This window comes from Streptomyces diastaticus subsp. diastaticus (assembly GCF_011170125.1).
Lineage (GTDB): Bacteria > Actinomycetota > Actinomycetes > Streptomycetales > Streptomycetaceae > Streptomyces > Streptomyces diastaticus.
In genome coordinates this window covers 295,804-318,589 of the sequence record NZ_BLLN01000002.1, presented here as the reverse complement: position 1 = coordinate 318,589, position 22,786 = coordinate 295,804, and the positions used below count along the sequence as shown (strand labels likewise).

19 protein-coding genes and 2 tRNA genes are annotated in these 22,786 nt (G+C 75.1%); 10 read left to right on the top strand and 11 right to left on the bottom strand.

Features of this window, described 5'->3' with window-relative positions; all coding sequences use genetic code 11:
• The first annotated feature begins 17 nt into the window (after window positions 1-17).
• The 6 genes from Sdia_RS03245 to Sdia_RS03220 all read left to right on the top strand — a co-directional run bounded on the left by Sdia_RS03245 (window position 18) and on the right by Sdia_RS03220 (window position 7,821).
• Window positions 18-1,769: an ABC transporter permease subunit gene (locus Sdia_RS03245; protein ID WP_189500489.1), complete on the top strand. Its 1,752-nt coding sequence runs from the start codon at window positions 18-20 to the stop codon at window positions 1,767-1,769.
• Complete coding sequence (locus Sdia_RS03240; RefSeq protein WP_100456379.1) at window positions 1,766-3,031, top strand: MFS transporter; 1,266 nt, start codon at window positions 1,766-1,768, stop codon at window positions 3,029-3,031. The genes Sdia_RS03245 and Sdia_RS03240 overlap by 4 nt, the downstream gene beginning before the upstream one ends.
• Window positions 3,032-3,080: 49 nt before the next feature.
• Entirely contained in the window at window positions 3,081-3,491 is a 411-nt protein-coding gene (locus Sdia_RS03235) for a PPOX class F420-dependent oxidoreductase (protein WP_100456377.1), read from the top strand.
• 92 nt (window positions 3,492-3,583) lie between these two features.
• Complete coding sequence (cysS, locus tag Sdia_RS03230) at window positions 3,584-4,984, top strand: cysteine--tRNA ligase (RefSeq protein WP_100456375.1); 1,401 nt, start codon at window positions 3,584-3,586, stop codon at window positions 4,982-4,984.
• Between the two features lie 149 nt (window positions 4,985-5,133).
• Complete coding sequence (rlmB, locus tag Sdia_RS03225; RefSeq protein ID WP_100456373.1) at window positions 5,134-6,072, top strand: 23S rRNA (guanosine(2251)-2'-O)-methyltransferase RlmB; 939 nt, start codon at window positions 5,134-5,136, stop codon at window positions 6,070-6,072.
• Window positions 6,073-6,246: 174 nt separating this feature from the next.
• Window positions 6,247-7,821, top strand: a complete 1,575-nt coding sequence (locus Sdia_RS03220; protein ID WP_100456372.1) for a DoxX family membrane protein — start codon at window positions 6,247-6,249, stop codon at window positions 7,819-7,821.
• A 110-nt stretch (window positions 7,822-7,931) separates the two neighbouring features.
• Here the strand turns inward: Sdia_RS03220 and Sdia_RS03215 are convergent, their stop codons facing one another.
• The 5 genes from Sdia_RS03215 to Sdia_RS03195 all read right to left on the bottom strand — a co-directional run bounded on the left by Sdia_RS03215 (window position 7,932) and on the right by Sdia_RS03195 (window position 13,156).
• Window positions 7,932-8,963 (bottom strand): hemolysin family protein, encoded by a 1,032-nt coding sequence (locus Sdia_RS03215; RefSeq protein ID WP_100456370.1) that lies wholly within the window; start codon window positions 8,961-8,963, stop codon window positions 7,932-7,934.
• On the bottom strand, window positions 8,960-10,306 hold the full coding sequence (locus Sdia_RS03210) for a hemolysin family protein (RefSeq protein WP_100456368.1): 1,347 nt from the start codon (window positions 10,304-10,306) through the stop codon (window positions 8,960-8,962). The genes Sdia_RS03215 and Sdia_RS03210 overlap by 4 nt, the downstream gene beginning before the upstream one ends.
• Window positions 10,307-10,544: 238 nt before the next feature.
• Complete coding sequence (locus Sdia_RS03205) at window positions 10,545-11,315, bottom strand: nucleotidyltransferase family protein (protein WP_115067715.1); 771 nt, start codon at window positions 11,313-11,315, stop codon at window positions 10,545-10,547.
• A 47-nt stretch (window positions 11,316-11,362) separates the two neighbouring features.
• Window positions 11,363-11,773 carry a hypothetical protein gene (locus tag Sdia_RS03200; RefSeq protein ID WP_100456364.1) on the bottom strand — a complete coding sequence of 137 codons (411 nt, stop codon included), beginning with the start codon at window positions 11,771-11,773 and terminating at the stop codon, window positions 11,363-11,365.
• 246 nt (window positions 11,774-12,019) lie between these two features.
• The gene (locus Sdia_RS03195) at window positions 12,020-13,156 is read right to left on the bottom strand and encodes an ABC transporter ATP-binding protein (RefSeq protein ID WP_100456362.1); all 1,137 of its coding nucleotides are present in this window, start codon (window positions 13,154-13,156) and stop codon (window positions 12,020-12,022) included.
• 289 nt (window positions 13,157-13,445) lie between these two features.
• Here Sdia_RS03195 and Sdia_RS03190 point away from each other — a divergent pair.
• Window positions 13,446-13,519 (top strand) — tRNA-Thr (locus Sdia_RS03190).
• A gap of 68 nt (window positions 13,520-13,587) precedes the next feature.
• On the opposite strand, the gene Sdia_RS03185 is transcribed toward Sdia_RS03190, so the two are convergent.
• The 6 genes from Sdia_RS03185 to Sdia_RS03160 form a co-directional block, all read right to left on the bottom strand.
• Entirely contained in the window at window positions 13,588-14,847 is a 1,260-nt protein-coding gene (locus Sdia_RS03185; protein ID WP_189500488.1) for a hypothetical protein, read from the bottom strand.
• Between the two features lie 205 nt (window positions 14,848-15,052).
• Entirely contained in the window at window positions 15,053-16,561 is a 1,509-nt protein-coding gene (locus Sdia_RS03180) for a SulP family inorganic anion transporter (RefSeq protein WP_189500487.1), read from the bottom strand.
• Window positions 16,561-17,151 carry a carbonic anhydrase gene (locus Sdia_RS03175; protein WP_185393274.1) on the bottom strand — a complete coding sequence of 197 codons (591 nt, stop codon included), beginning with the start codon at window positions 17,149-17,151 and terminating at the stop codon, window positions 16,561-16,563. The genes Sdia_RS03180 and Sdia_RS03175 overlap by 1 nt, the downstream gene beginning before the upstream one ends.
• Before the next feature lie 144 nt (window positions 17,152-17,295).
• On the bottom strand, window positions 17,296-17,700 hold the full coding sequence (locus tag Sdia_RS03170; protein WP_189400691.1) for a hypothetical protein: 405 nt from the start codon (window positions 17,698-17,700) through the stop codon (window positions 17,296-17,298).
• Between the two features lie 434 nt (window positions 17,701-18,134).
• On the bottom strand, window positions 18,135-18,725 hold the full coding sequence (locus Sdia_RS03165) for a TetR/AcrR family transcriptional regulator (protein ID WP_100456352.1): 591 nt from the start codon (window positions 18,723-18,725) through the stop codon (window positions 18,135-18,137).
• A gap of 451 nt (window positions 18,726-19,176) precedes the next feature.
• Window positions 19,177-19,253, bottom strand: a tRNA-Met gene (locus Sdia_RS03160).
• A 231-nt stretch (window positions 19,254-19,484) separates the two neighbouring features.
• On the opposite strand from Sdia_RS03160, the gene Sdia_RS03155 reads away from it, so the two are divergent.
• The 3 genes from Sdia_RS03155 to Sdia_RS03145 are packed head-to-tail and all read left to right on the top strand — an operon-like array spanning window position 19,485 to window position 22,636.
• Window positions 19,485-21,173 carry a PP2C family protein-serine/threonine phosphatase gene (locus Sdia_RS03155; protein ID WP_189500486.1) on the top strand — a complete coding sequence of 563 codons (1,689 nt, stop codon included), beginning with the start codon at window positions 19,485-19,487 and terminating at the stop codon, window positions 21,171-21,173.
• A complete protein-coding gene (locus tag Sdia_RS03150; protein WP_100456345.1) occupies window positions 21,170-22,243 on the top strand; it encodes a cobalamin B12-binding domain-containing protein in 1,074 nt (357 codons plus the stop codon). The genes Sdia_RS03155 and Sdia_RS03150 overlap by 4 nt, the downstream gene beginning before the upstream one ends.
• 33 nt (window positions 22,244-22,276) lie before the next feature.
• Window positions 22,277-22,636, top strand: a complete 360-nt coding sequence (locus tag Sdia_RS03145) for an STAS domain-containing protein (protein ID WP_124287535.1) — start codon at window positions 22,277-22,279, stop codon at window positions 22,634-22,636.
• Window positions 22,637-22,786: the final 150 nt, after the last annotated feature.

The following is a 22,786-nucleotide window of genomic DNA, read 5'->3' as shown; positions in this document are numbered from 1 at the left end:
CCGCCCCCGCGACCGACGTGAAGCATTTCGCCGGGCGAGCCCTCACCCTGCTCGCCGTCCTCGCCCTGATCGGCCTGCTGCCGTGGCTGACCACGACCGACCCGGCGCTGACGATCCTGCACGCCCGCTACAGCGACCGGCAGCCCACCTCCGAGGTGCTCGACGCCATCCGCGCCGAGACCGGCCTCGACGGCGGGCCCGGACACGTCCTCGGCCGGTGGGCCGGCGGGCTGCTCCACGGCGACCTCGGCACCTCCTGGGTCTCCGGGCAGCCGGTCGGCCCGGACGTCACGGCCGCCCTCACCACCTCGCTGTCGCTGATGGGCGCCTCGCTGGCGCTCGCCGTGCCGCTCGCCCTCGCGCTCAGCGCCCGCACCCTGCGCCGGGGCGCCCGCCGCGAGACCGCCACCACGCGGGCCGGGGTGCTCGCCGCCGTCCTCGCCGCACTCCCCGAGTTCCTGCTGGCCGCCGTGCTGGCCACGGTCTTCGCGGTCCACCTCGGGTGGTTCCCGGCGCTCGGCTGGGGCACCCCCGCCCAGGCCGTGCTGCCCGCCCTCGCCATGGGCGTGCCCGCCGGGGCCCTGCTCGGCCGCCTCCTCGACGACGCGCTCCCGGCCGCCTTCGCCGAGCCCTGGGCCAAGGCCGCCACCGCCGCCGGGCTGCCCCCGTCCCGGATCGCCAGGCACGCCCTGCGCCGTACCCTGCCGGGCCTGCTGCCGCAGGGCGGCCTGGTCGTGGTCGGCCTGACCGGCAGCGCGGTCGCCGTCGAGACCCTCTTCAGCGTCCCCGGGCTCGGCTCCACCGCCCTGGCGGGCGCCCTCGCCCAGGACCTGCCCGTCCTCCAGGCCGCCGTGCTGATGCTGCTGCTGACGGGGCTGGTGGCCGCCCTCGCCGTACGCCTGCTCTCCCGGGTGCTGCTCGGCCCGGCCCTCACCGACCGGGCGCTGCCCGCGCTGGTCGCGCCCCGGCTGCCCACCCGCACGGGCGTCGCGGTGGGGGCCGTCGTGCTCGCCGTCCTGTTCTGCGCCGTCCTCGTCGCGGGACTGGCCCGCGACCCGCTGCACGTCGACGCCGCCGCCCGGCTGCTGCCGCCCTCGGCCGCGCACCCGTTCGGCACCGACGCGCTCGGGCGTGACGTGCTGGCCCGCCTCGGCCACGGCGCCGCCCGTACCGTGCTGCTGGCGTTCGCCGTCGCCGCCGTCGCGCTGCTGCTCGGGCTGATCGCGGGGTTCCTTCGGGCGGGCGCCCTCACCGAGACGGTCAACGCGCTGCCCGCCGTCCTCGCCGGGCTGCTCACCGCCGCCGTCGCCGGGCCCGGGCCCTGGGGCGCGGCCGCCGCCGTCGCCGCCGTGGCCTGGGCACCGCTCGCCGCCCACACCGAGGCCCTGTACGTCCAGGAGCGGGCCGCGCCCCACCTCGCCGCCGCCTGCTCCCTCGGCGCCGGCCCCGCCCACCTGCTCCGCCGCCACCTGCTCCCCGCCGTGCTGCCGCCCGTCACCCGGCACGCCCTGCTCCGGACACCCGCGCTCGCCCTGGCCCTCGCCGCCCTCGGCTTCCTCGGCCTGGGCACCCAGCCGCCCGCCCCCGAGTGGGGCCGGATGCTCTCGGAGAACATGCCGTACGTCGAACGCGCCCCCTGGGCGGTCCTCGCTCCGGCCGCCTCGCTCGCCGTGCTCGGCGCGCTGGCCGTCCTGGTGACCGCCGCCGTACGCGGCCGCACCGGCGCCGACACCGTGACCGCCGCCCCCACCGCCCACGAGGCCGCATGACCACCGGCACCGGCCTCCGCCCGGCCACCTCCAGCCTCCGCGAGGTCACCGGCCTGCCGCCGTACCTGCGGCTGCTCGCCGGGACCCAGTTCGCCTTCAACACCGGCTTCTACGCCGTGCTGCCCTACCTCGCCACCCACCTCGGCGACGGCCTCGGCATGGCCGGCTGGCTGGTCGGACTCGTCCTCGGACTGCGGACCTTCAGCCAGCAGGGCCTCTTCGTGGTCGGCGGCGCCCTCACCGACCGGTACGGGCCCCGACCCGTGGTGCTCGCCGGATGCGTGCTGCGGATCGCGGGCTTCGCCTGGCTCGCCTTCGCCGCCACCACCGTCACCGTCGTCGCCGCCGTGCTGCTGATCGGCTTCGCCGCCGCCCTGTTCTCCCCGGCGGTGGAGTCCGAGACCGCCCGCGAGGCCGTCCACCGCGAACAGGCCGACGGCACCGCCCGCGCCCGCACCCTGGCCGTCTTCTCGGCCGCCGGGCAGGCCGGGGCCTTCCTCGGACCGCTGCTGGGCTCGCTGCTGCTCGCCGCCGGCGGCGACTGGGGCTTCCGTGCCGCCTGCGCGGCGGGCGTCGCCGTCTTCGTCGCGGTGTTCGCCGGGCACGCGGTGCTGATGCCGCGCCGGGCCGCCGTCCACCGCGAACGCCCCCGCGGCGGCGTACGCCACCTCGCCCGGAACCCGCGCTTCCTCGTCCTCTGCCTCGCCTACAGCACCTGGCTGATCGCCTACAACCAGCTCTACCTGGCGCTCCCCGCCGAAGTGGCACGGGCCACCGGCTCCCAGGCCGCCCTCGGCTGGCTGTTCGCCCTCTCCTCGCTCCTGGTCGTCACCGCACAGATCCCGCTGACCCGGCACGCCGCCGTCCGCCTCGCCCCGCGCACCGCGCTGACCACCGGGCTCGCCCTGGTCGCCGCCGGGTTCGCCCTGGTGCCCGCCACCCCGGCCGGGCCGGGCGGCCTGCTCCCGGGCGCCGTCCTGGTCACCCTGCTGACCTGCGGGCAGATGCTGCTGGTCCCGGCCGCCCGGGGGCTCGTGCCGGACCTGGTGGACGACCGGCACCTCGGGCTCGCCACCGGGGCGCTCTCCTCGGTGTCGGGGCTCGCGGTGCTCGGCGGGAGCGCGGCGAGCGGGCTGCTGCTCCAGGCGCCCGCGCCGGTGCTGTGGGGCGCGCTGGCCGCCGTACCGCTGGCCGGCGCGGCGGCGGCGTGGCTGCTGCCGTCCGGGCGCGCGGCCGGTGAGGCGGGGCGTACGGCGGGGTAGGGGTGAGTCGGACCCCGTAGGCCCCATCCGCACCAGGAGGCATCCCTCGATGAGTGACACCGCGCAGCTCAGCGACGCCCTCAAGAAGAAGCTGGACACCCCGGTCTTCATCACCGTCGCCACCATCCAGCCCGACGGCAGCCCGCAGCTCTCCCCGGTCTGGGTGAAGCGCGACGGGAACGACGTGCTGTTCTCCACCACCGTCGACCGGCGCAAGACCAGGAACCTGCGCCGCGACCCGCGCGTCACCGTGCAGGTCCAGCCCTTCGACGAGCCGTACACCTACGCCGAGATCCGCGGCCGGGCCACCGTCACCGAGGAGGGCGGCCAGGAGCTGATCGACGAGTTGTCGCTGAAGTACACCGGCAAGCCGTACGCCGAGTTCAACCCGGCGGCCGGCCAGGACGCCGCCCGCGTCGTCGTCCGCGTCACCCCGGACAAGGTCGTCGGCCGCCTCTGAGCCGCGGCCGTCCCGCCCCCTTCGGTCACGAAGTGGCCGCGCCTGGCGCACGGGGGGCGGGGCACCGCCCCGGGCCTACTACCCTGGGAGACGTGACTATTCGGCTGTACGACACCAGCGCCCGGCAGATCCGTGACTTCGCCCCCCTCACGCCGGGCTGTGTCTCGATCTACCTCTGCGGTGCCACCGTGCAGTCGGCGCCGCACATCGGGCACATCCGCTCGGGGCTCAACTTCGACATCCTGCGCCGCTGGTTCGCCTACCGCGGCTACTCCGTGACCTTCGTCCGCAACGTCACGGACATCGACGACAAGATCATCAAGAAGTCGGCCGAGCAGGAGCGCCCCTGGTGGGCGATCGGCTACGAGAACGAACGCGCCTTCAACGCCGGCTACGACGCGCTCGGCTGCCTCCCGCCCACCTACGAGCCCCGCGCCACCGGCCACGTGCCGGAGATGATCGAGATGATGCGCGGCCTCATCGAGCGCGGCCACGCCTACGAGGCCGACGGGAACGTCTACTTCGACGTCCGCTCCTTCCCCGGGTACCTGGAGCTGTCCAACCAGGACCTCGACGAGCTGCGCCAGCCTTCCGGCGAGGGCGAGACGGGCAAGCGGGACCCGCGCGACTTCGCCATGTGGAAGGCGGCGAAGCCCGGCGAGCCGAGCTGGGAGACGCCCTGGGGCCGCGGCCGTCCCGGCTGGCACCTGGAGTGCTCGGCCATGGCCCACAAGTACCTCGGCACCGCCTTCGACATCCACGGCGGCGGCCTCGACCTGGTCTTCCCGCACCACGAGAACGAGATCGCCCAGGCCAAGGCGTACGGCGACGACTTCGCCACGTACTGGGTGCACAACGCGTGGGTCACCATGGCCGGCGAGAAGATGTCGAAATCCCTCGGGAACTCCGTCCTCGTCTCCGAGATGGTCAAGCACTGGCGCCCCATCGTGCTCCGCTACTACCTCGGCACCCCGCACTACCGCTCGATGATCGAGTACAGCGAGGAGGCGCTGCGCGAGGCCGAGTCGGCCTTCGCGCGGATCGAGGGCTTCATGCAGCGCGTCACCGAGAAGGCCGGGGAGACCCCCGCACCGGCCGCCGAGGTGCCGCCCGCCTTCGCCGAGGCGATGGACGAGGACCTGGGCGTGCCGCAGGCCCTCGCCGTCATCCACACCACGGTCCGCCAGGGCAACTCGGCGCTGGCCGCCGACGACAAGGAAGCCGCCGTCGCCCGCCTCGCCGAGGTCCGCGCGATGCTCGGCGTCCTCGGCCTCGACCCGCACGACCCGCACTGGGCGGGGGAGGCGGACCGCGGCGAGGACCTGCACGGCGCCGTCGACACCCTCGTCCGTCTCGTCCTCGACCAGCGCGAGGCCGCCCGTTCCCGCAAGGACTGGGCGACCGCCGACGCCATCCGCGACCAGCTCCAGCAGTCCGGCCTGGTCATCGAGGACAGCCCCACCGGACCGCGCTGGACGCTCGGCCCGCGCTGAGCCCCCGGCCGCCCCGGCCCGGACCCCACCCGGTGTGCCTCCCCGCCCGCGAGGCGGCACACTGGGTGGCGGCGTGCCGCAGCCCCACCCGGCACGCCCACCGCACCACCCAGACTTCGACGCAGTACCGACGGAAACAGGTAGACCTCATGGCCGCGAACAACCGCCGCATGTCCGGTAAGAAGGGCGCGCAGATCGGCAGCGGCGGCAAGCGACGCCGCGGCCTGGAGGGCAAGGGTCCGACCCCGCCCGCCGAGATGCGCAAGGGGCACGTGAAGAACCGCGTGGCCAACGCCAAGGCCCGGCAGACCGCCCGCCGCCCCGTCAAGGGCCGCGGCGGCCGCTCCACCTCCGAGCTGGTCGTCGGCCGCAACCCGGTCTACGAGGCCCTGCGCGACGGCGTCCCCGCCTCGACCCTCTACGTCCAGCAGTTCATCGACAACGACGAGCGGGTCCGCGACGCCCTCGCGCTCGCCGCCGAGCGCGGCGGCATCCACCTCATGGAGGCCCCCCGCCCCGAGCTGGACCGCATGACCAACGGCCTCAACCACCAGGGCCTCGTGCTCCAGGTCCCGCCGTACGAGTACGCGCACGCCGAGGACCTGACGGCGGCCGCCTACGACGCCGGGCAGGACCCGCTGGTCGTCGTCCTCGACGGCGTCACCGACCCGCGCAACCTCGGCGCCGTCGTCCGTTCCGTCTCCGCCTTCGGCGGCCACGGCGTGGTCGTCCCCGAGCGGCGCGCCGCCGGGATGACCGCCGGTGCCTGGAAGAGCTCGGCGGGCGCCGCCGCCCGTACCCCGGTGGCCCGCGCCACCAACCTGACGCGGACCCTGGAGGCGTACAAGAAGGAAGGCGTCATCGTGGTCGGCCTCGCCGCCGACGGCGAGGCCGACGTGACCGACCTGCCGGCCCTCGACGGGCCGGTCGCCATCGTGGTCGGCAGCGAGGGCAAGGGCCTGTCCCGGCTGGTCGGCGAGACCTGCGACATCCGGGTCCGCATCCCGATGCCGGGCGGCGCCGAGTCGCTCAACGCCGGTGTCGCCGCGGGCATCGTGCTCTACGAGGCGGCCCGCCGGCGCGCCTGACCCCAGCCTGTCCGGGCTCCAAGATCATTTGACGGGGCCCGGACAGATTCGGTGGCGTCAAGGCAGTGTCCTAACCACGCGTCACTCGGTTAGATGAGCGTGGAAACCAGAACGCCCCGCACGCCCACGGGGGGACGCTCGTCAGGGTTCGACGAAACTCCCACGCCGCTCAGCATGGTGAAAGTCCACTGCGACCCGGCGCAGGTCATCGTCAACCACGCGAGTTTCCGCGTACAGCTCCCCTCCGCGCAGAAGGCGCAGTCCCCGCGCATCTCGCGGCTCTCCGGCGGCGCGCTGGACGACACCGCGCGCATCCCCGTCGTCGGCACCGTCACCCGCCGCCGCGCGCCCGTCGTCTGGTCCGGCAGGTCCGCGCCCGGCGACGGCGGCGGCACCACCGGCCTGCTCCAGGCGGTCCGCGCCTCCGGCGTCCGGCACGGCGACGACCCGCCCGGCGCGACCCAGGTCATCCCGCTCCTCGACCCGGACCAGGAGGCCACCGGCGAGCTGCCCACCCTCACCGGCCACACCCCGGGCGGACCGCTGCTGCCCCGGATGCGCTCGGCCGGCAGCGCCTACGACGAGGACACCCCCACCCCGCACCACGGCACCCCCGCCCACGACGGCGACGGTGCCGGCGACGGCTACGACGGCGGCGACGGCAGCGACCCCGGCCAGGACGGGCGCCCCAAGGCCCGCTCCGCGGTGCGGCACGCGTACTACCCGTACCGGCGGATGAACCTCGGGGTCGTCCTGCTGCCGCTGCGCGTCCTGCTCGGCATCGCCACCGCCTACGCCGGGATGAGCAAGCTCTGCGACCCGGCCTACTTCGACGGCGGTGAGCGCGGCTCCCTGGTGCGGTGGCTCGACACGCTCCAGCCGTGGTCCCTCGCCGAACCGCTGCACGGCTTCGCCCTCCACCACCCGGTCGGCGTCGGCCTGCTGGTCGCCTTCCTCCAGGTCCTGGTCGGCGTGCTGACCGTGCTGGGCCTGTGGCAGCGGCTCGCCGCCGGTGCCGGCGCGGTGCTCGCGGCCACCCTGCTGATCACCGTCAGCTGGCGCGCGAACCCCGTCTACTCCATGTCCGACGTCATCTACCTGGCCGCCTGGAGCCCGCTGATCATCGCGGGCGCCCCGGTCTGGTCGGTCGACGGCAAGCTCGCCGCCGACGCCTGGCGCAAGCTCGGCCCGCGCGCCGAACTCTGGCAGTTGCGGCGCTGGGTGCTCAAGCGCGGCATGGTCGTCGCCACCGTCGCCGTCGGCCTCACCCTGCTCTTCGGCGCCCTGCTCGGCAGCGCCGTCCGCGACGCCGACCGGGTCGTCGTCCCCGGCCCCGGCGAGGCGCCGCGCAACAACGTGCCCGGCATGCCGCTGCCGAGCGAGTCCGGCCAGGTCTCCGGCAGCCCCGACGCCTCCGCCGACCCGGAGCAGACCCCGTCGGGCGGCACCACGGCCGGCCCCTCGGAGACCACCAGCGGCCCCGACGGCACCGAGCAGCGGGAGACCGCGGGCGCCGGCACCACCGCGCCCGCCGAGACCCAGGGCCCCGGACAGGCCCCGCCCCGGCAGAACGCCCCGCAGCCCCCGCCGCAGACCAGCGCGGGCCCGGGCGACGACTCCGGCGGCTCGGGCGAGCCGGGCGGGCAGGCCCCTGGCGACGGCGGCGGCGCCGAGGAGCCGGGCGACGACCCGGCCGACGGCGGCTCCGGCGGAGGCGGCCAGAAGCTGGTCGGCGGCCTCTTCGGCTGACCCGGCCGCCGGCTTCCGCCCGGCGCGCGGAACGGGCGAAGGCCCCGGACACGTATGTGTCCGGGGCCTTCGCCGTGCGGTGCCCGGCCCCGTCGGGGCCGGACGGTGCGTCAGGCCGCCTCCTGCGGGTGCAGCAGGCGGGCCAGCAGGTCGTCCAGGGAGACCAGGCCGGTGACGGTGCGCGCCGGGTCGGCCGGGTCGTGGACGACGGCCAGCGAGGCGCGGCGCTGCCGCAGCACCTCGATCGCCTGGCCCACCGTGTCCTCGGCGGAGAGCGCCGGCACCGGGCGGGCCAGCCTGCGGGCGGTCACCTCGCGGCCCCGGGAGCGGGCGATCAGCGCGTCCCGGGCGTGGACCGAGCCGATGAACCGGGCGCCGTCCCGGACCAGCAGGCGGCTGCGGTCGTGGGCGGCCGCGGTCGCCAGCACCGTCGGGGCGTCCGCGTCGGCGGGCACCGAGACGATCGCGGCCGCCGGGATCTGCAGGTCGCCCACCGGGGAGAGCGGTTCGGTCAGCGAGCTGGTGATCAGCTCGCTGTCGTCCTCGCTGATCAGCCCGAGCCGCCGGGACTCGGCGACCAGCTGGGTGAGCTGCTCGCGGTTGTGGACCTCGGTGATCTCCTCACGCGGGGTGACGCGGCACAGCCGCACCAGGGCGTTGCTCACGCGGTTGAGCACCCAGATCAGCGGGCGGACCAGCTTCACCAGCGCGCGGAACGGCGGTGCCAGCAGCATCGCCGAGCGCTCCGGGTGGGCGATGGCCCACGACTTGGGCGCCATCTCGCCGACGACCATGTGCAGGAAGACCACCACCATCATGGCGATGGCGAAGGCGATGCCGTAGCTGAGCGAGGCGGGCAGCCCCAGCCCCTTCAGCACCGGGTCGAGGGCGTGCGAGATCGCGGGTTTCGACACCGAGCCGAGGCCCAGCGTGCAGATGGTGATGCCCAGCTGGGCACCGGCCAGCATCAGCGACAGCTCGCGCATCCCGGCGAGGGCGGCGCCCGCGCCGCGCCGCCCCTCGGCGGCGGCCTTCTCCATCCGGTGGCGGCGCGCGGCGACCAGGGCGAACTCGGCGGCGACGAAGAAGCCGCTGCCGATCAGCAGGAGGACGGTGACGAACAGGGCCATCGGGAAGCTCATGCCGTCCCCTCCTCACGGGCCTCGGCGGGAGTGGCCGCCGGGGCGGTCTCCAGCCGCACCAGGTCCGGGACGTGCCGGTCCAGGGTGCGGACCACCAGGACCGCCTCCAGCCCGCCGTCGAGACCGACGGAGAGCCGGTCGCCCACGGCCGGGAAGCGGCCGAGCCGGTCGACGATGAGCCCGGCGACGGTCTCGTACGCCTCGTCCTCGGGCAGGTGGACGCCGGTGGCCTCGGCCACCTCGTCCACCCGGCGCCCGGCGTCGACCAGCCAGCCGGCGCCGTCCGGCGCCGCCAGGTCGGTGACGCGGTCGGACTCGTCGGCGATGTCGCCGACCAGTTCCTCGGCGATGTCCTCGTAGGTGACGATGCCGGCGACGCCGCCGTGCTCGTCGAGGACGACGGCGAACTCGTCGTCGGCCTCGCGCATCTGCTCGACGGCGTCGGGCAGCGGCAGCGTCTCGGGCAGCAGCAGCGGCTCGCGGGCCACGCCCCCGGCGGTGGTCGCGGCCAGCGACTCCTCCGAGTGGTGGGTCAGCTCGCGCACCCCGACGACGCCCGTGACGTCGTCGGGGTGGTCACCGAGAACCGGGTAGGTGGAGTGGCCGTACCGGGCGATCAGGTCGACCGCCTCGGTGGCGGGCGCGTCGTGGCGCACGAAGACGGTGTCGGCGCGCGGCACCAGCACCTCCTTCAGGGGGCGCTCGGAGAACTCCAGGGCGTGGTCGAGGAGGAGCGCGGTGTCCTTCGGCAGCTCACCCCGCTCGTGGGACTCGCCGATGAGGTGGCCGAGTTCCTCCAGGGTCGCGCCGTGGTGCAGCTCCTCGACCGGCTCGATGCCGATCCGGCGCAGCAGGCCGTTGGCGGCGCCGTCGAAGACGCGCACCACCGGCCCGACGATCTTCAGGTACAGCAGCGTGGAGGAGGCCAGCGACTTGGCGAGCCGCTCGGGCACGGCCAGGGCGAGGTTCTTCGGCGCCAGCTCGCCCAGCACCATCTGGACGACGGTGGCGAGGACGAAGGCCAGCACCACGGAGATGCCGGTGACGGCGGCGCCGGGCACGCCGGCGGCCTCCAGCGCGGGCCGCAGCAGCGCCGAGACGGACGGCTCGGCGAGGAAGCCGACGACCAGACCGGTGACGGTGATGCCGAGCTGAGCGCCGGAGAGCATGAACGACAGGCGTTCCAGCACCTTCAGGGCGCGCTGGGCGCGCTGGTCACCCTGCTCGGCCTCACGGGCCAGCTTGAGGCGGTCGGCGGAGACGTAGGCGAATTCCTGGGCGACGAAGTAGCCGGTCCCGGCGGTGAGCAGGACGACGGCCAGCAGGCCCAGAGCGGCACTCATCGAACACCACCCCGCCGAGTGCCTTGATCATGGTCATGGGGGCGGGATGGTCGGGGACTGTGTCCCGGAGGGTCCGTCGGACTGGCGGACACGCTTTCTCTCCTTGTGAGCTGGGTCGGTTCCCAGGCAACGCCCGGACCGCGCGAGGCGTTCCCGCCGGGCGTGTGGTGTGCGTCGTCGCGCCGGGCGGCGAGGTGTGCTGCCGGCGGTCCAGGAGGCCCCGGCGGGCGGCGCGGCCTCAGCGGCCGGGGCGCGCGGCCAGTTCGGCGGCGGCCTCGGTGAGGTCCTTGGCGGTGTCGATGGCCCGCCAGTAGGCGCCCTGCGGGAGCGGGTAGCCGGCCAGGCGGCGCTCGCGGGCCAGGCGCGGGAAGGTGGCCCGCTCGTGGTCGCCGCGGTCGGGCAGCAGCGCGGTGAAGGCGGCGGCGAAGACGTAGATGCCCGCGTTGATGTGGAAGGGCGACGGGGGCGCCTCGACGAAGTCCGTGACGTGTCCGAAGGCGTCGGTCTCCACGGCGCCCCAGGGGATGCGCGGCCGGGCCAGCGCGAGGGTCGCGAGGGCGTCCCGCTCGGTGTGGAAGGCGGCCATCTCGCCGAGCGGGAAACGGGTCCAGATGTCGCCGTTGGTGGCGTACCAGGGCGCGCCGGGGTCCGGGAGGTGCGCGGCGGCGTACTTGAGGCCGCCGCCCCGGCCGAGCGGTTCCGGCTCGACGACGGTGACGGTGCGCAGTGGCAGCTCGGCGGCGTCCAGCCACTCCTGGAGCACGCCGGCCAGGTGCCCGCAGGAGATCACGGCGTCGGTGACGCCCTCCGCGGCGAGCCAGGCCAGCTGGTGCCCGATGATCGGCGTGCCCGTGCCCGGGATCTCCACCATCGGTTTGGGGCGGTCGTCGGTGTACGGGCGCAGCCGGGTGCCCTGCCCGCCGGCGAGGACGACCGCCTGCGTGGGCCGTTCCGGCGGGAGGTCCGGGACGGCGGCAGCCGGCTGCGGGGGCGGGGCGGGGGTGGTCATGGCGGCACTCTACGCAGCGGGTGCCGCCGGGGCGGGGGACGGCGCGGTCACCCGAACTGGGCGACGCCGGAGGCGAAGGAGGTGTCGCAGACGGGCCGGGCGAAGGACTGGGCGCGGGTGGCGCCGTAGGTCTTCACGGCCGCCTTGCCGAGGGCGCGGGCGAGCGAGACGCAGTGCCGGGCGAGCGAGGGCTTGCGGTCGACGGCGCGCTGGAGGGAGGTCAGGGCCTCGCCCGGGTCCTTCTCCTGGAGCTCCAGGAGCAGCTTGTCGCGCAGCACGTCGTGCGCGGCGCGGGGCTTGGCGGGGACGGAGGCGTCCTCGGACGAGGCGGTGAGGACGGAGTCGGCCGGATTGCCCGACCAGTTGACGTGGGTGACCGCGAACGTCCCGGACAGCACCAGGACGACGGGGAGGACGAGCGCGAGGGAGCGGCCGATGCGGCGAGCGGTGTGGTTCACGCGCCTGAGAGTAGCGGCAAGTGATGATTTGGCGACATTTGGTCACTCTAACGGGTTGTGGCGCTCGGGTTTTCCCGGGTGTGAAGTTGACGGAGGATGGGGAAAGCGTGGGGTGTGCGGGGGTTCATGGGGGGTTGGTTCGGTTGTCGGGGTTTGCGAGGCGTCCGGGTGGGGGAACGGCGACAGGGCCGGTCCCACCCGCCATGCGGGGGAACCGGCCCTGCCTCAGGCGCGGGTGGCCTCGGGTCAGTCGCTGAGGCGCTCGCCGGTGGAGGTGGCGAAGAGGTGCAGCTCGCCCGGGCGCGGGACGACGTGCACGGTGGAGCCCTTCTCCGGGACGGCCCGGCTGCTGACGCGGATGACCAGGTCCTTCGACCCGCCGTCCAGGTCCACGGTGCCGAAGACGTACGCGTCGGCGCCGGTCTCCTCGACCACGTTGACGGTCACGGCGAGGCCGGCCGGGGCGTCCGAGCTCTCCTTGGTGAGCGCGGCGGCGGCCGCGCCGTTCTGCTCGGCCACGTCGAAGTGCTCGGGGCGCACGCCCACGGTGACGGTGGTGTCGCCGCGGTCGGCGGCGGCCTTCAGCGCGTCCCGGCCGACCGGCACCACGGAGTTGCCGAACTTCACGCCGCCGTCGGTGATCGGCACCTCGATGAGGTTCATCGCGGGCGAACCGATGAAGCCGGCGACGAAGAGGTTGGCCGGCTTGTCGTACATGTTGCGCGGCGAGTCGACCTGCTGGAGCAGCCCGTCCTTGAGGACGGCCACCCGGTCGCCCATCGTCATGGCCTCGATCTGGTCGTGGGTGACGTAGACCGTGGTGATGCCCAGGCGCCGCTGGAGCGAGGCGATCTGGGTACGGGTGGAGACGCGGAGCTTCGCGTCGAGGTTGGAGAGCGGCTCGTCCATGAGGAAGACCTGCGGCTCCCGCACGATGGCGCGGCCCATCGCCACCCGCTGCCGCTGACCGCCGGAGAGCGCCTTCGGCTTGCGGTCCAGGTACGGCGTGAGGTCGAGGATCTTCGCGGCCTCCTCGACCTTGGCGCGGATCTCGCTCTTGTTGACGCCGGCGATCTTCAGGGCGAAGCCCATGTTGTCGGCGACCGTCATGTGCGGGTAGAGCGCGTAGTTCTGGAACACCATGGCGATGTCCCGGTCCTTGGGCGGCAGGTGGGTGACGTCGCGGTCGCCGATGCGGATGGCACCGCCGTTGACGTCCTCCAGCCCCGCGAGCATCCGCAGCGAGGTGGACTTCCCGCAGCCGGAGGGACCGACCAGGACGAGGAACTCCCCGTCGGCGATCTCGATCTCCAGCTGGTCCACCGCGGGCTTCTCCGAGCCCGGGTAGATGCGCGTCGCCTTGTCGAACGTAACCGTGGCCATGGTGACAGGCCCCCTTCACCGGCAGGAACGTGCCGGACGATCCGAGTAAAGAAGGTGAACCGCCACGGGGGATCCCGCGACGGGGCCGCCGCCCCGGGCCGGGCCCGCGACGACGATTGGTCCAGTCCACCGGAGCGGACCCCTGGAAGCTACCCCGCCGGTGCCGCTCCTGTCAGTACCCGTCCCCCGACGATCACGCCCGCCCCGGTAACGATCCCGCCTACGCCCCCTCGCCCCCCGCAGAACCCAGCGGCCCGCGACCCCGCCGATGGGTACACTGCACGGGCACGCCTCCTTAGCTCAGTTGGCCAGAGCAACGCACTTGTAATGCGTAGGTCGTCGGTTCGAATCCGACAGGGGGCTCAGGTGAAAGGCCCAGGTCAGATCTGCTCTGACCTGGGCCTTTCGGGTGCGTGGGGCGTTCGCGGGGGTCACCGCCGGTCGGGGAGGGGGCGTAGGCCCCGGGTGCCGGGGGCCTGTTCGGTCCGCAGGTCGTCGCGGGAGCGGTTGCGGGTGAGCAGGAGCGTGAGCGCCAGCAGGGAGAGCACCCCTGCCACCGCCGCGGGCAGCACGGCCGGTGTGCCGCCGGGCGCCAGGGCGGAGGTGAGGGCCTGGGGGCCGGTCGCCGGGGTGAGCAGATGTGCCGCGGTCAGGGAGCCCATGAGGGTGATGCCGGCGATCAGGACCGGCAGGAGCCGGCGGAGGAACATGCCGGCCGCCAGCAGGAGGCACAGGGCCGCGATGCCCGCCGCCAGCCCGTACGCGCCCGCCGGCAGGCCGGCCCGCTGGAGCGGGAAGTGGGTCGCCGCGCAGAGGAGCAGCGCGGCGACGGTCGTCCAGCGCAGCCAGTGAGGGAGGGCCGGCGCGGGTGCGGTTCGCCGTTCGCGTGAGGTGGCGTGCGGTGCCTGCCGGGGGCGGTAGGACTGGTGGCGCCGACCGGTCGCGGGGCGTGCCGTCGGGCCGTCCATGGTCGGTGTCGCCGGTGCCGTCGTCGTGCCGGTGTCGTCCGTGCGGGCGTCGCGGACGGAGCCGTCGCCGGGGGAGCGGGCGTCGGTCGGCTCCTCGGCGGGGGAGTCCGTCGGCAGGGAGCGGGCGTGCGGGGACGCGTCCTCGGCCGGCGCCGGGTGTTCGGTCTCCAGCCGGTCGATGAGCTCGGCCAGTTCTTCGACGGTCAGCCCGGTGGCGGCCGCGTGCACCGCCTCCTCTCCGGCGTGGGAGTCGTGGGGCGGCCGGTGCAGGAGGGCCACGAGGTGGCTGACGTCGCCGATCGGGCGTTGCGCGGCCGCCAGATGGATCGCCTCGTCGGCGCGCTCGACCGGCTGCGGTGGCCGGGAGAGCAGGGCGACCAGGTCGGAGACGTCGTCCACGGGGCGCTCCACGGCGGCGGTGCGCAGGATCTCCTCCGCGGCCTCCGCTCCGCTCGGCGACTGCTCCAGCAGGCGGATCAGGTCGACGATCTCGGGCACCGAGCGCGTCGTGACCGCTGTTCTGACCAGGCCGTCGACGGGGCCGGCCGGGGGCTCGCCCGCCGGCGTGCCCGAGGAGGCGGGATGCTGCCTCGGCCGGGCGTCGCCCGGTTCCCCTCCGGCGGTGTCGTCCGGCGCGTGGTGGGCCGTCGTCGGTTCCTCCGGGCCGGCCGCGGGGGACTGGGCCGATATGTCGGGCGTGAGGTCTTCCGATTCCGTCGTCATGATTGCCTTCCGTTCCGAGCGCCGTCTCAGGCGGCGCCGCTGCACAGGCATACGCGGACTGCTTGCCTTCCTAGTCCTCGCACTGGTGGACGGCGATCAGGGCAGGGCCATTCGGATGACCGGGCCCCCGCGCCGTCGGGCGCCGGGGGGCCTGGTCCGTCGGGGTGGCGCGGGCGTGAGTGGGTCTCCGCCGGCGGTCCGGGGCTCAGTCCGGCGACGCCCCCGTCCGCGCGTCCGTCTCCGCCGCCGCGGTCAGCCGGACCTGGTCCGTCCCCGAGGCGCTGTGCCTGGCCGCCCAGTTCTCCAGGGCGGTGCGGCAGGCGTGGTCGAGGTGGTGGAGACCGGAGAGGTCGAGCGCGACGGGGCGGTCCTGGGGAAGGGACTCGAGGGTGTCGAGGATCCTGGGGAGGCGCAGGAAGGTGGCGTTGCCGGAGAGGTACGCCTGGACCGGACCCGCGCCCTTGTCCATGACCTCCAGCCTGACGTGGGAGGCGGTCCAGGCGGTCTTGGCGACGGCGAGGGCCAGGCCGATCAGGACACCCTCGAACATGTTGACCGTGACGATGGCGAGGGCCGTGACCGCCAGGATCACCGCCTCGCCCCGGTGCTCGCGCCACAGCGGGGCGAAGGAGCGCAGCGGGATCAGCTTCCACCCGGCGTGGACGAGGATGCCGGCGAGGGCGGGCAGCGGGATCAGTGCGAGGGCGCCGGGCAGCAGGGCGGCGAAGAGCAGCAGCCAGACGCCGTGCAGGACGCGGGAGGCCCTGGTGCGGGCACCCGCCTGGACGTTGGCGGAGCTGCGGACGATGACGGCCGTCATGGGCAGGGCGCCGAGCAGCCCGCAGACGGTGTTGCCCGCGCCCTGGGCGACCAGCTCCTGGTCGTACCGGGTGCGCGGGCCGTCGTGCATCCGGTCGACGGCCGCCGCGCTGAACAGGCTCTCGGCGGAGGCGATCAGGGTGAAGGCGAGGACGGTGCCGAGCAGGCTCAGGCTCGCCACCTGCCCGAAGGCGCCGGCGTCGGGCGGCTGGATCGAGCCGAGCAGTCCGTGCACCTCCACGGTGGCCACCGGCAGGCTGAACACCAGCGAGACGGCGGTCGCCAGGAGTACGGCGGCCAGCGCTCCCGGTACCGCACGGGCACGGCGCGGCAGGTGCGTCCAGCCGGCCATCACCACGACCGTGCCCGCGCCGAGGGCGAGCGAGGTGAGCGCGGTGGGGCTGGTGAGGGACCCGGCCAGCGCACCGGGCAACTGGAGGATCTTGTCCAGCCCGGCCGCCGGAGCCGCGAGCCCGGCCGCCGCGTAGAGCTGCCCGGCGATCAGGACGAGGCCGATGCCCGCGAGCATGCCCTCGACCACGGAGACCGAGACGGCCCGGAACCAGCGGCCCAGCTTCAGCAGTCCCATGGCGAGTTGGAGCAGCCCGGCGGCGAGCACGATCACGCCGAGGACGGCCAGGCCGAAGTCCTGCACGGCCTCGAGGACCAGCACGGTCAGGCCGGCGGCGGGACCGGAGACCTGGAGGCTGCTGCCGCGCATCAGGCCGGCGACGACGCCGCCCACGATGCCGGTGACCAGGCCCAGTTCGGCAGGGACACCGGAAGCCACGGCGACGCCGACGCAGAGCGGCAGGGCGACCAGGAAGACGACGAGGGAGGCGGCGAAGTCCTGCCTCAGGTGGGGGAAGCGAGGGGCCTTCTCCGCGGCCCGCATCACAGGGCCCGGAAGAGGTCGGCGCGGGCGTCGTGCGCCAGGACGGAGCCGGTGTGCACTTCGTAGTACCAGCCGTGCATCCGCAACGTGCCGTGTGCCAGGCGGCGTTCGACGCACGGGTAGGAGCGGAGCCGCAGGAGCTGGGTGAGGACGTGGTTCTGCACGGCGCCGCCGACGGCCGGGTCCCCGGCCGGGCCCTCGGGGCGGGGCGCGGCGTGGGCGAACCAGTCGCGTACGGCGGGGACGGCGGTCAGGTCGTCGCCGCGGACCAGGGCGCCGACGGCACCGCAGTGCGAGTGGCCGCAGACGACGATGTCCGCGACGCCGAGCACCTCGACGGCGTACTCGACGGTGGCGGCCTCCCCGGTGGGCGGCCGGGAGGCGTACGGCGGGACGATGTTGCCCGCGGTGCGCAGCTCGAAGAGTTCGCCGGGGCGGGCGCCCGTGATCAGGGCGGGGACGACCCGTGAGTCGGAGCAGGTGATGAAGAGGACCTGGGGGGCCTGGCCCTGGGCGAGCCGGGCGAACTCCTCGGGGCGCTCGGCCGAGCGGCGGTGGTACGAGCGGGCGTGATCGATGAGCGGCTGCATCAGTGTTCCTCCTGGCGCGCCGGATGCGGCGCGTCGGTGCGGACATGAGGGGTGGCGCCGGCGGCGTGCCGGCACGGCCCCGAGCCGGGACCCGGGGGTGACGGCCGGGCGCACGGGGGCGTCCGGGCGTGCCGCGGGATCGGCTCAGCGGCGGAAGACCTGCAGGGCGGCGGGTTCGTGGAGGCCGGAGGCTCTCGCCGCGTGCGTGGCGCCGGAGGGCGCCGCGCGGCCGGCGGTCCCGTGCGTGGCGGCGGTGGCGTCCGGCAGGGCGGTGCGGCAGGGCCCGTCGCCGGGGGCGCCGGCCGAGGTCCGGTGCCGGTCGCGGGAGTGGCGCAGGGCGCCGATCTCGCCGGAGCGTTCAGGGGGGACGCAGGTGGCCTGGGCGGGCTCCACGGCCCACACCGCCCCGGCCGGTGCGTCCTGTGGCGCGGCGGGGGCGTGGCTCCGGGCGCCGTTCTCGGATGGAGCGGGCGCCGTTCCGGTGAACGGGAGAGCCAGGAGGAGGCCGGCGAGGAGGGCGCCGACGACACGACCGAGGGCGGTTCGCACGGTGCCTCCTCTCCGGACCCGGCCCGGTGCCGACCGAACGCCAACAGCGTAAAGCGATTGCCGAGCGGGCCCGATGAGAAAAGGCGATCCGGGTGGCCCTTTACTCGCTCTTTAGTTCTGGTGGAGTGGGTCGCACCTTCTTGCATTCACCGCGGATTTCGCACAAATGAGCGTGGGTGATTGCTTCTTGAGTTCGAAGAGGGCCAGGGTGGCGACCCGTGGGTCGCTCGATTCCGCCAGGTCGTGGGCGCGATCCGGTCGTCGAGGTGTGGATGGGGCCGGGCGGTGTTCCTGGTGCGCGGAACGCGGTCGGCGGGTGCGGTGGCGAACGTGGCGCGATAATTGGCGGAAAATTCCCCTTGGGGAACTCTTGGTGTGCTCAAGGGGAATGGTGATGCGGGCCGCGGTGCCGTGCCCGCCCGGGGCCGGGACGCCTATCCGCGCACCGCCGCCCAGATCCGGTCCGGGAGTTCGCGGGCGGCCTCGTCGAGGTCGGTGTCGCCGAGGGTGAGGTGCCGGCGGGCGGTGGCGACGACCGGGCCGAGGATCAGCGATTCGAGCAGCGAGGGGGGGAGCGCGGCCAGTTCGCCGGTGGCGACGTGGTGCTGGAGCCAGGCGGCGAGCGGGGAGAGGCGGGCCTCCTGGGCGTCGCGGAGCTCGCGGGCGTGGGCCATGCCGTGGCGGTCGGCGGTGGCGGAGTGCAGGAGGCGGGCGGCGTCGGGGTGTTCCCGGACGAAGCCGAGGTAGGCGCGGACGGCGGCGCGGACGCCGTCCCGCGCGGAGTCCGCCTCCAGCAGGGCGGTGGCCAGCGGGGCGAGCAGACGCTCCAGCCACCGCTGCACGAGGGCGTGGACGAGCCCGTCGAGGTTGCCGAAGTGGTGGTAGAGGCTTCCCGGGCTGAGGGCGCCCGCCCGGGTGATCGCGCCGACGGTGAGGCCCTGCTCGCCCTCCCGCGCGTAGACGGACAGGGCGGCCGCCAGGGCCCGTTCGACGGTGGCCGCGCCGCGCTGCTGCTTCGGGCTCATCGGGTGAGGTGTCCTCGGGGTGGGGCGGCGCGGGGCGCGGCGGGCGAAAGCGGTGAGCGTCAGCCTAGAACACCCTTACCAGAAACGGATTCCAGAAAATGGTTCCAGTTTCTGCCCGGTTCCCGCAGACTGTTCCGGTCGGTCGCCACGGCTGCCCGAGAGTCCGTCTCCCGGGGCCGTGTCCCACTCGCACGCGCGCGGGCGGTACGAGCGGCGGCGGGGGAGCTCTCGTCCCGCCGCGCGCGGGCACGGGCGGAGGACCGAGGGCCGGGCCCCACGGGGAGGTGCGGAGTTCTTCGACGGAGGGGAACGAACTCCCGCCGGGGCCCCGCCCGCCCCGGGGCCGCCCTCTCCCGCGACCACGGGACCGTACGCCCCGTCCCCCGGCCAGGGACGCGCGCCGGAAAAGCATCCGGCCCCCGGGCGCTGTACGCACCCGGGGGCCGGATCTTGGTAGCGGGGACAGGATTTGAACCTGCGACCTCTGGGTTATGAGCCCAGCGAGCTACCGAGCTGCTCCACCCCGCGTCGGTAATCACCACCGTACACGAGTGACGGGGTGGTCCCCGACCACGCGCGGTCCGGGCGCTCAGGAGCGTGGCGGCAGTGTGAGCACCGTCTCGTCGTCCGCCGGCGGGCCCGGGGGCGAAGCCGAGGGCGGCTTGCCGGGCGTGCCGGTCCTGCGGGATGGTGCACCGGGGGAGGACCGTCGTCGATCTACCGGAAAGGTGGCAGGGCTCCAGCGAAGGGCCCGCACACGTGGACGCTACGAGGAGTTCCCCCGTCGGCGCGCCCCGGGCGCGTACCGGGCACCCGGCCCTACCCGGCGCCGGGTACGACGCCCCCTGGCCGGTCCTGGCCGCCGACATGGCCGGCGCCGTCGTCACCGCCAACGCGCACGCCGCCGCGCTGTTCCCGGCCGCCGTCCCCGGTGCCCCGCTCTCCGCGGCCGTACCCCGGTGGCTGGGCGCGGCACACCGGGCGGCGGTCGGAGCGGGCCCGGCGCCGCGGACCGGGGAGGCGGGCGAGCCCGCTTCCGGACCGGTCGGCGAACGGGTCTACCGCGCCGTGCCCGCCCCGGGCCGGGACGGCGGCACCCCGCACCTCGTCTGGTGGCTGAGCGACGACACCGAGCGGGCCGCCGCCGAGGCCGCGCTCGCCGTCGAACGCGAACGCACCGCCTTCCTCGCCGAAGCCTCCAACGCGCTGCTCGCCACCCTCAACACCGAACGCTGCATGGAGGTGACCGCGCAGCTCGCCGCCCGCCACCTCGCCGACGGCGTCGTCGTGGTCCTTTCCGGCGGCGGGCGGCGCACCCCGCTGGCCCGGGCGGTGGACGGCGGCGGCTCGACCCGGGCCCTGCTCACCCTCGACCCGGCCGACCTGCCCGGACTCGCCGAGGCGCTCCAGGGCTTCCCGCCCGTCCCCTCGCGCTGGATCGATCCGGAGGCGCTGCCCGACTGGGTGGTGCCCGAGGAGTTCGGCGGGCCGGTCGGCGCGGTCGCCGTCGTCCCGCTGCCGGGCCACGGCGTCCCGGCGGGGGCGCTGATCCTGCTCCGCCGCGACGGCAAGCGCGGCTTCACCGAGCCCGAGGAGGTCTTCGCCCGCCTCTTCGCCGCCCGCGCCGGAGCCGCCCTCTCCGCCGCCCGGATGTACGCCGAGCAGGCCGCCGTCACCGCGACGCTCATGCGCGAACTGCTGCCGCCCCGCCTGGAGCAGATCCGCGGGGTCGAGTTCGCCGGCGGCTACCGGGCCTCCGAGCGCGGCGAGCGGGTCGGCGGCGACTTCTACGACGTCCACCCCGAGGCGGGCGAGGCCGGGGCCTCGCTGGTGGTCCTCGGCGACGTCTGCGGCAAGGGCCTGGACGCCGCCGTCCTCACCGGCAGGATCCGCAACACCCTCCAGGCGCTGCTGCCGATGGCCGACGACCACCCGCGCGTCCTGCGGATGCTCAACGACTCGCTGCTCAGCTCCCACCACACCCGCTTCGCCACCCTCGTCCTCGCCTCCGCGATCCGCGACGGCGACGCCGTACGCCTTGACCTGACCAGCGCCGGACACCCGCCGCCCCTGCTGGTCCGCGCCGACGGCACCGTCGAGGCGGCCGACACCCGGGGCTCGCTGGTCGGCGCGCTGCCCGAGGTCGAGGCCACCACCGCCCGGGTCACGCTGCGCGCCGGGGAGACCTGCCTGCTCTACACCGACGGCGTCACCGAGGCGCGCGGCGGCCCGTTCGGCGACCGGATGTTCGGCGAGGAGCGGCTGCGCGAGGCGCTCGCCGAGTGCGCCGGGATGCCCGCGGAGGCCGTCGTCGAACGCGTGCAGATGCTGGCCACCCAGTGGGTGGGCGGCGGTGAGCACGACGACATGGCCATGGTCGCCGTCACCGTGCCGAAATCCACGGCAGGCGTGGTGAGCACCGCCCTCGGGGGCAGGGGCGACGCATGACGACACGTACGCCCCAGGGCGTCGCGACCGCTGTGACCGGCGGCTCGGCCGAGCCGTTGCGCGGGCTGCTTCAGGACGCCCTGCTGGCCGGCGACGAGTACGCGGCGGCCGGTGTCCTGTTCACCGCCCTCGACGAGGGGCTCACCGTCGAGCAGGCGCTGCTCGACGTGATCGGACCCGTCCAGGCGGAGGTGGGGCTCGGGTGGGCCGCCAACCGGCTCACCGTCGCCCAGGAACACGTCGCGACCGCCGTGAACGACCGGATCATCGCCGCCCTCGCCCACCGCTCACCGCCGCCCCGCGCGGCACGCGGGAGGATCACCGTGGCCTGCGTGGAGGGCGAGTGGCACGCCCTGCCCGCCCGGCTGCTCGCCGAGACGCTGCGGCTGCGCGGCTGGCGGGTCGACTTCCTCGGCGCCCAGGCCCCCACCCCGCACCTCATCGCCCACCTCCACCAGAGCGGGCCCGACCTGGTCGCGCTCTCCTCCTCGATCCCCACCCGGCTGCCCACGGCGCACGCCGCCATCACCGCCTGCCAGGCCGCCGGGGTGCCGGTCCTCGCGGGCGGAGCCGCCTTCGGCACCGACGGGCGGTACGCGCGGCTGCTCGGCGCCGACGGCTGGGCCCCGGACGCCCGCGCCGCCGCCGAGCTGGCCGCGGGCGGACCGGCCGTCCCCCCGGCCGTCCCGCACGAGCCGGTGGAGGACCTGCCACACCTCGCCGACCAGGAGTACACGCTGGTCAGCCGCGGCCGGACCCGGCTGGTCCGGGAGACCGTGGACGGGCTCGCCGACCGCGTCCCCGCCCTGCGCGCCTACACCGAACGCCAGCGGGAACGCACCGCCGAGGACATCGCCCACATCGTCGACTTCCTCGCCACCGCCCTCTACGTCGACGACGACGAGCTGTTCACCGGCTTCCTCACCTGGACCGCGGGCATCCTCGACGCGCGTGGCGTACCCGCCCGCTCCCTCGCCCCCGCCCTGGAACTGCTCGGCGAGCCGCTGCGCGACTTCCCCCGCGCCACCCGCCTGCTCCGCCGGGGCGGCGCCGCCCTCGCCACCGCCTGACCTCCCCGCACCCGACCGGCCCCGGAAGCCCGCATGACCCCTCCGGACGACCTCGACGACACCGGCCTGACCCTCACCGCCGAGCCGGACGCCCCCGGCACCCTCGGCCTGCGGCTCGCCGGCAGCCTCGACCACGAGAGCGCCGACGCCCTGGTGCGGGCCGTCGCCCGCCATCTGGAGACGCCCCCCGCCCCCCGGCTGCTGCGGCTGGAGTGCGCCGGGCTCACCACCTGCGACGCGCTGGGACTGGCGGCCCTGCTGATGCTCGGCCGCCGCGCCCGCGCCGCCGACTGCCTCCTTCGCCTGGAGAACCGCCCGGCCCGCCTGGAGAAGCTGCTCGCGGTCACCGGGACCCACGGGTACCTGGTCGGCCAGGAGCCCCGGCAGGCCTGAGACACGGTCCGGGGACACCCGTGGGCCCGTCCCGGCCGGAATCCGGTACGTCCGGCCCCTCGGAATTCTCCTTCCGCCGCCTCCGGTGCGGTCAGCCGCACCGCCACTCCGCCCTGTGCGGCGTGCCGCATTCCGCTGCCGACTTCCCGG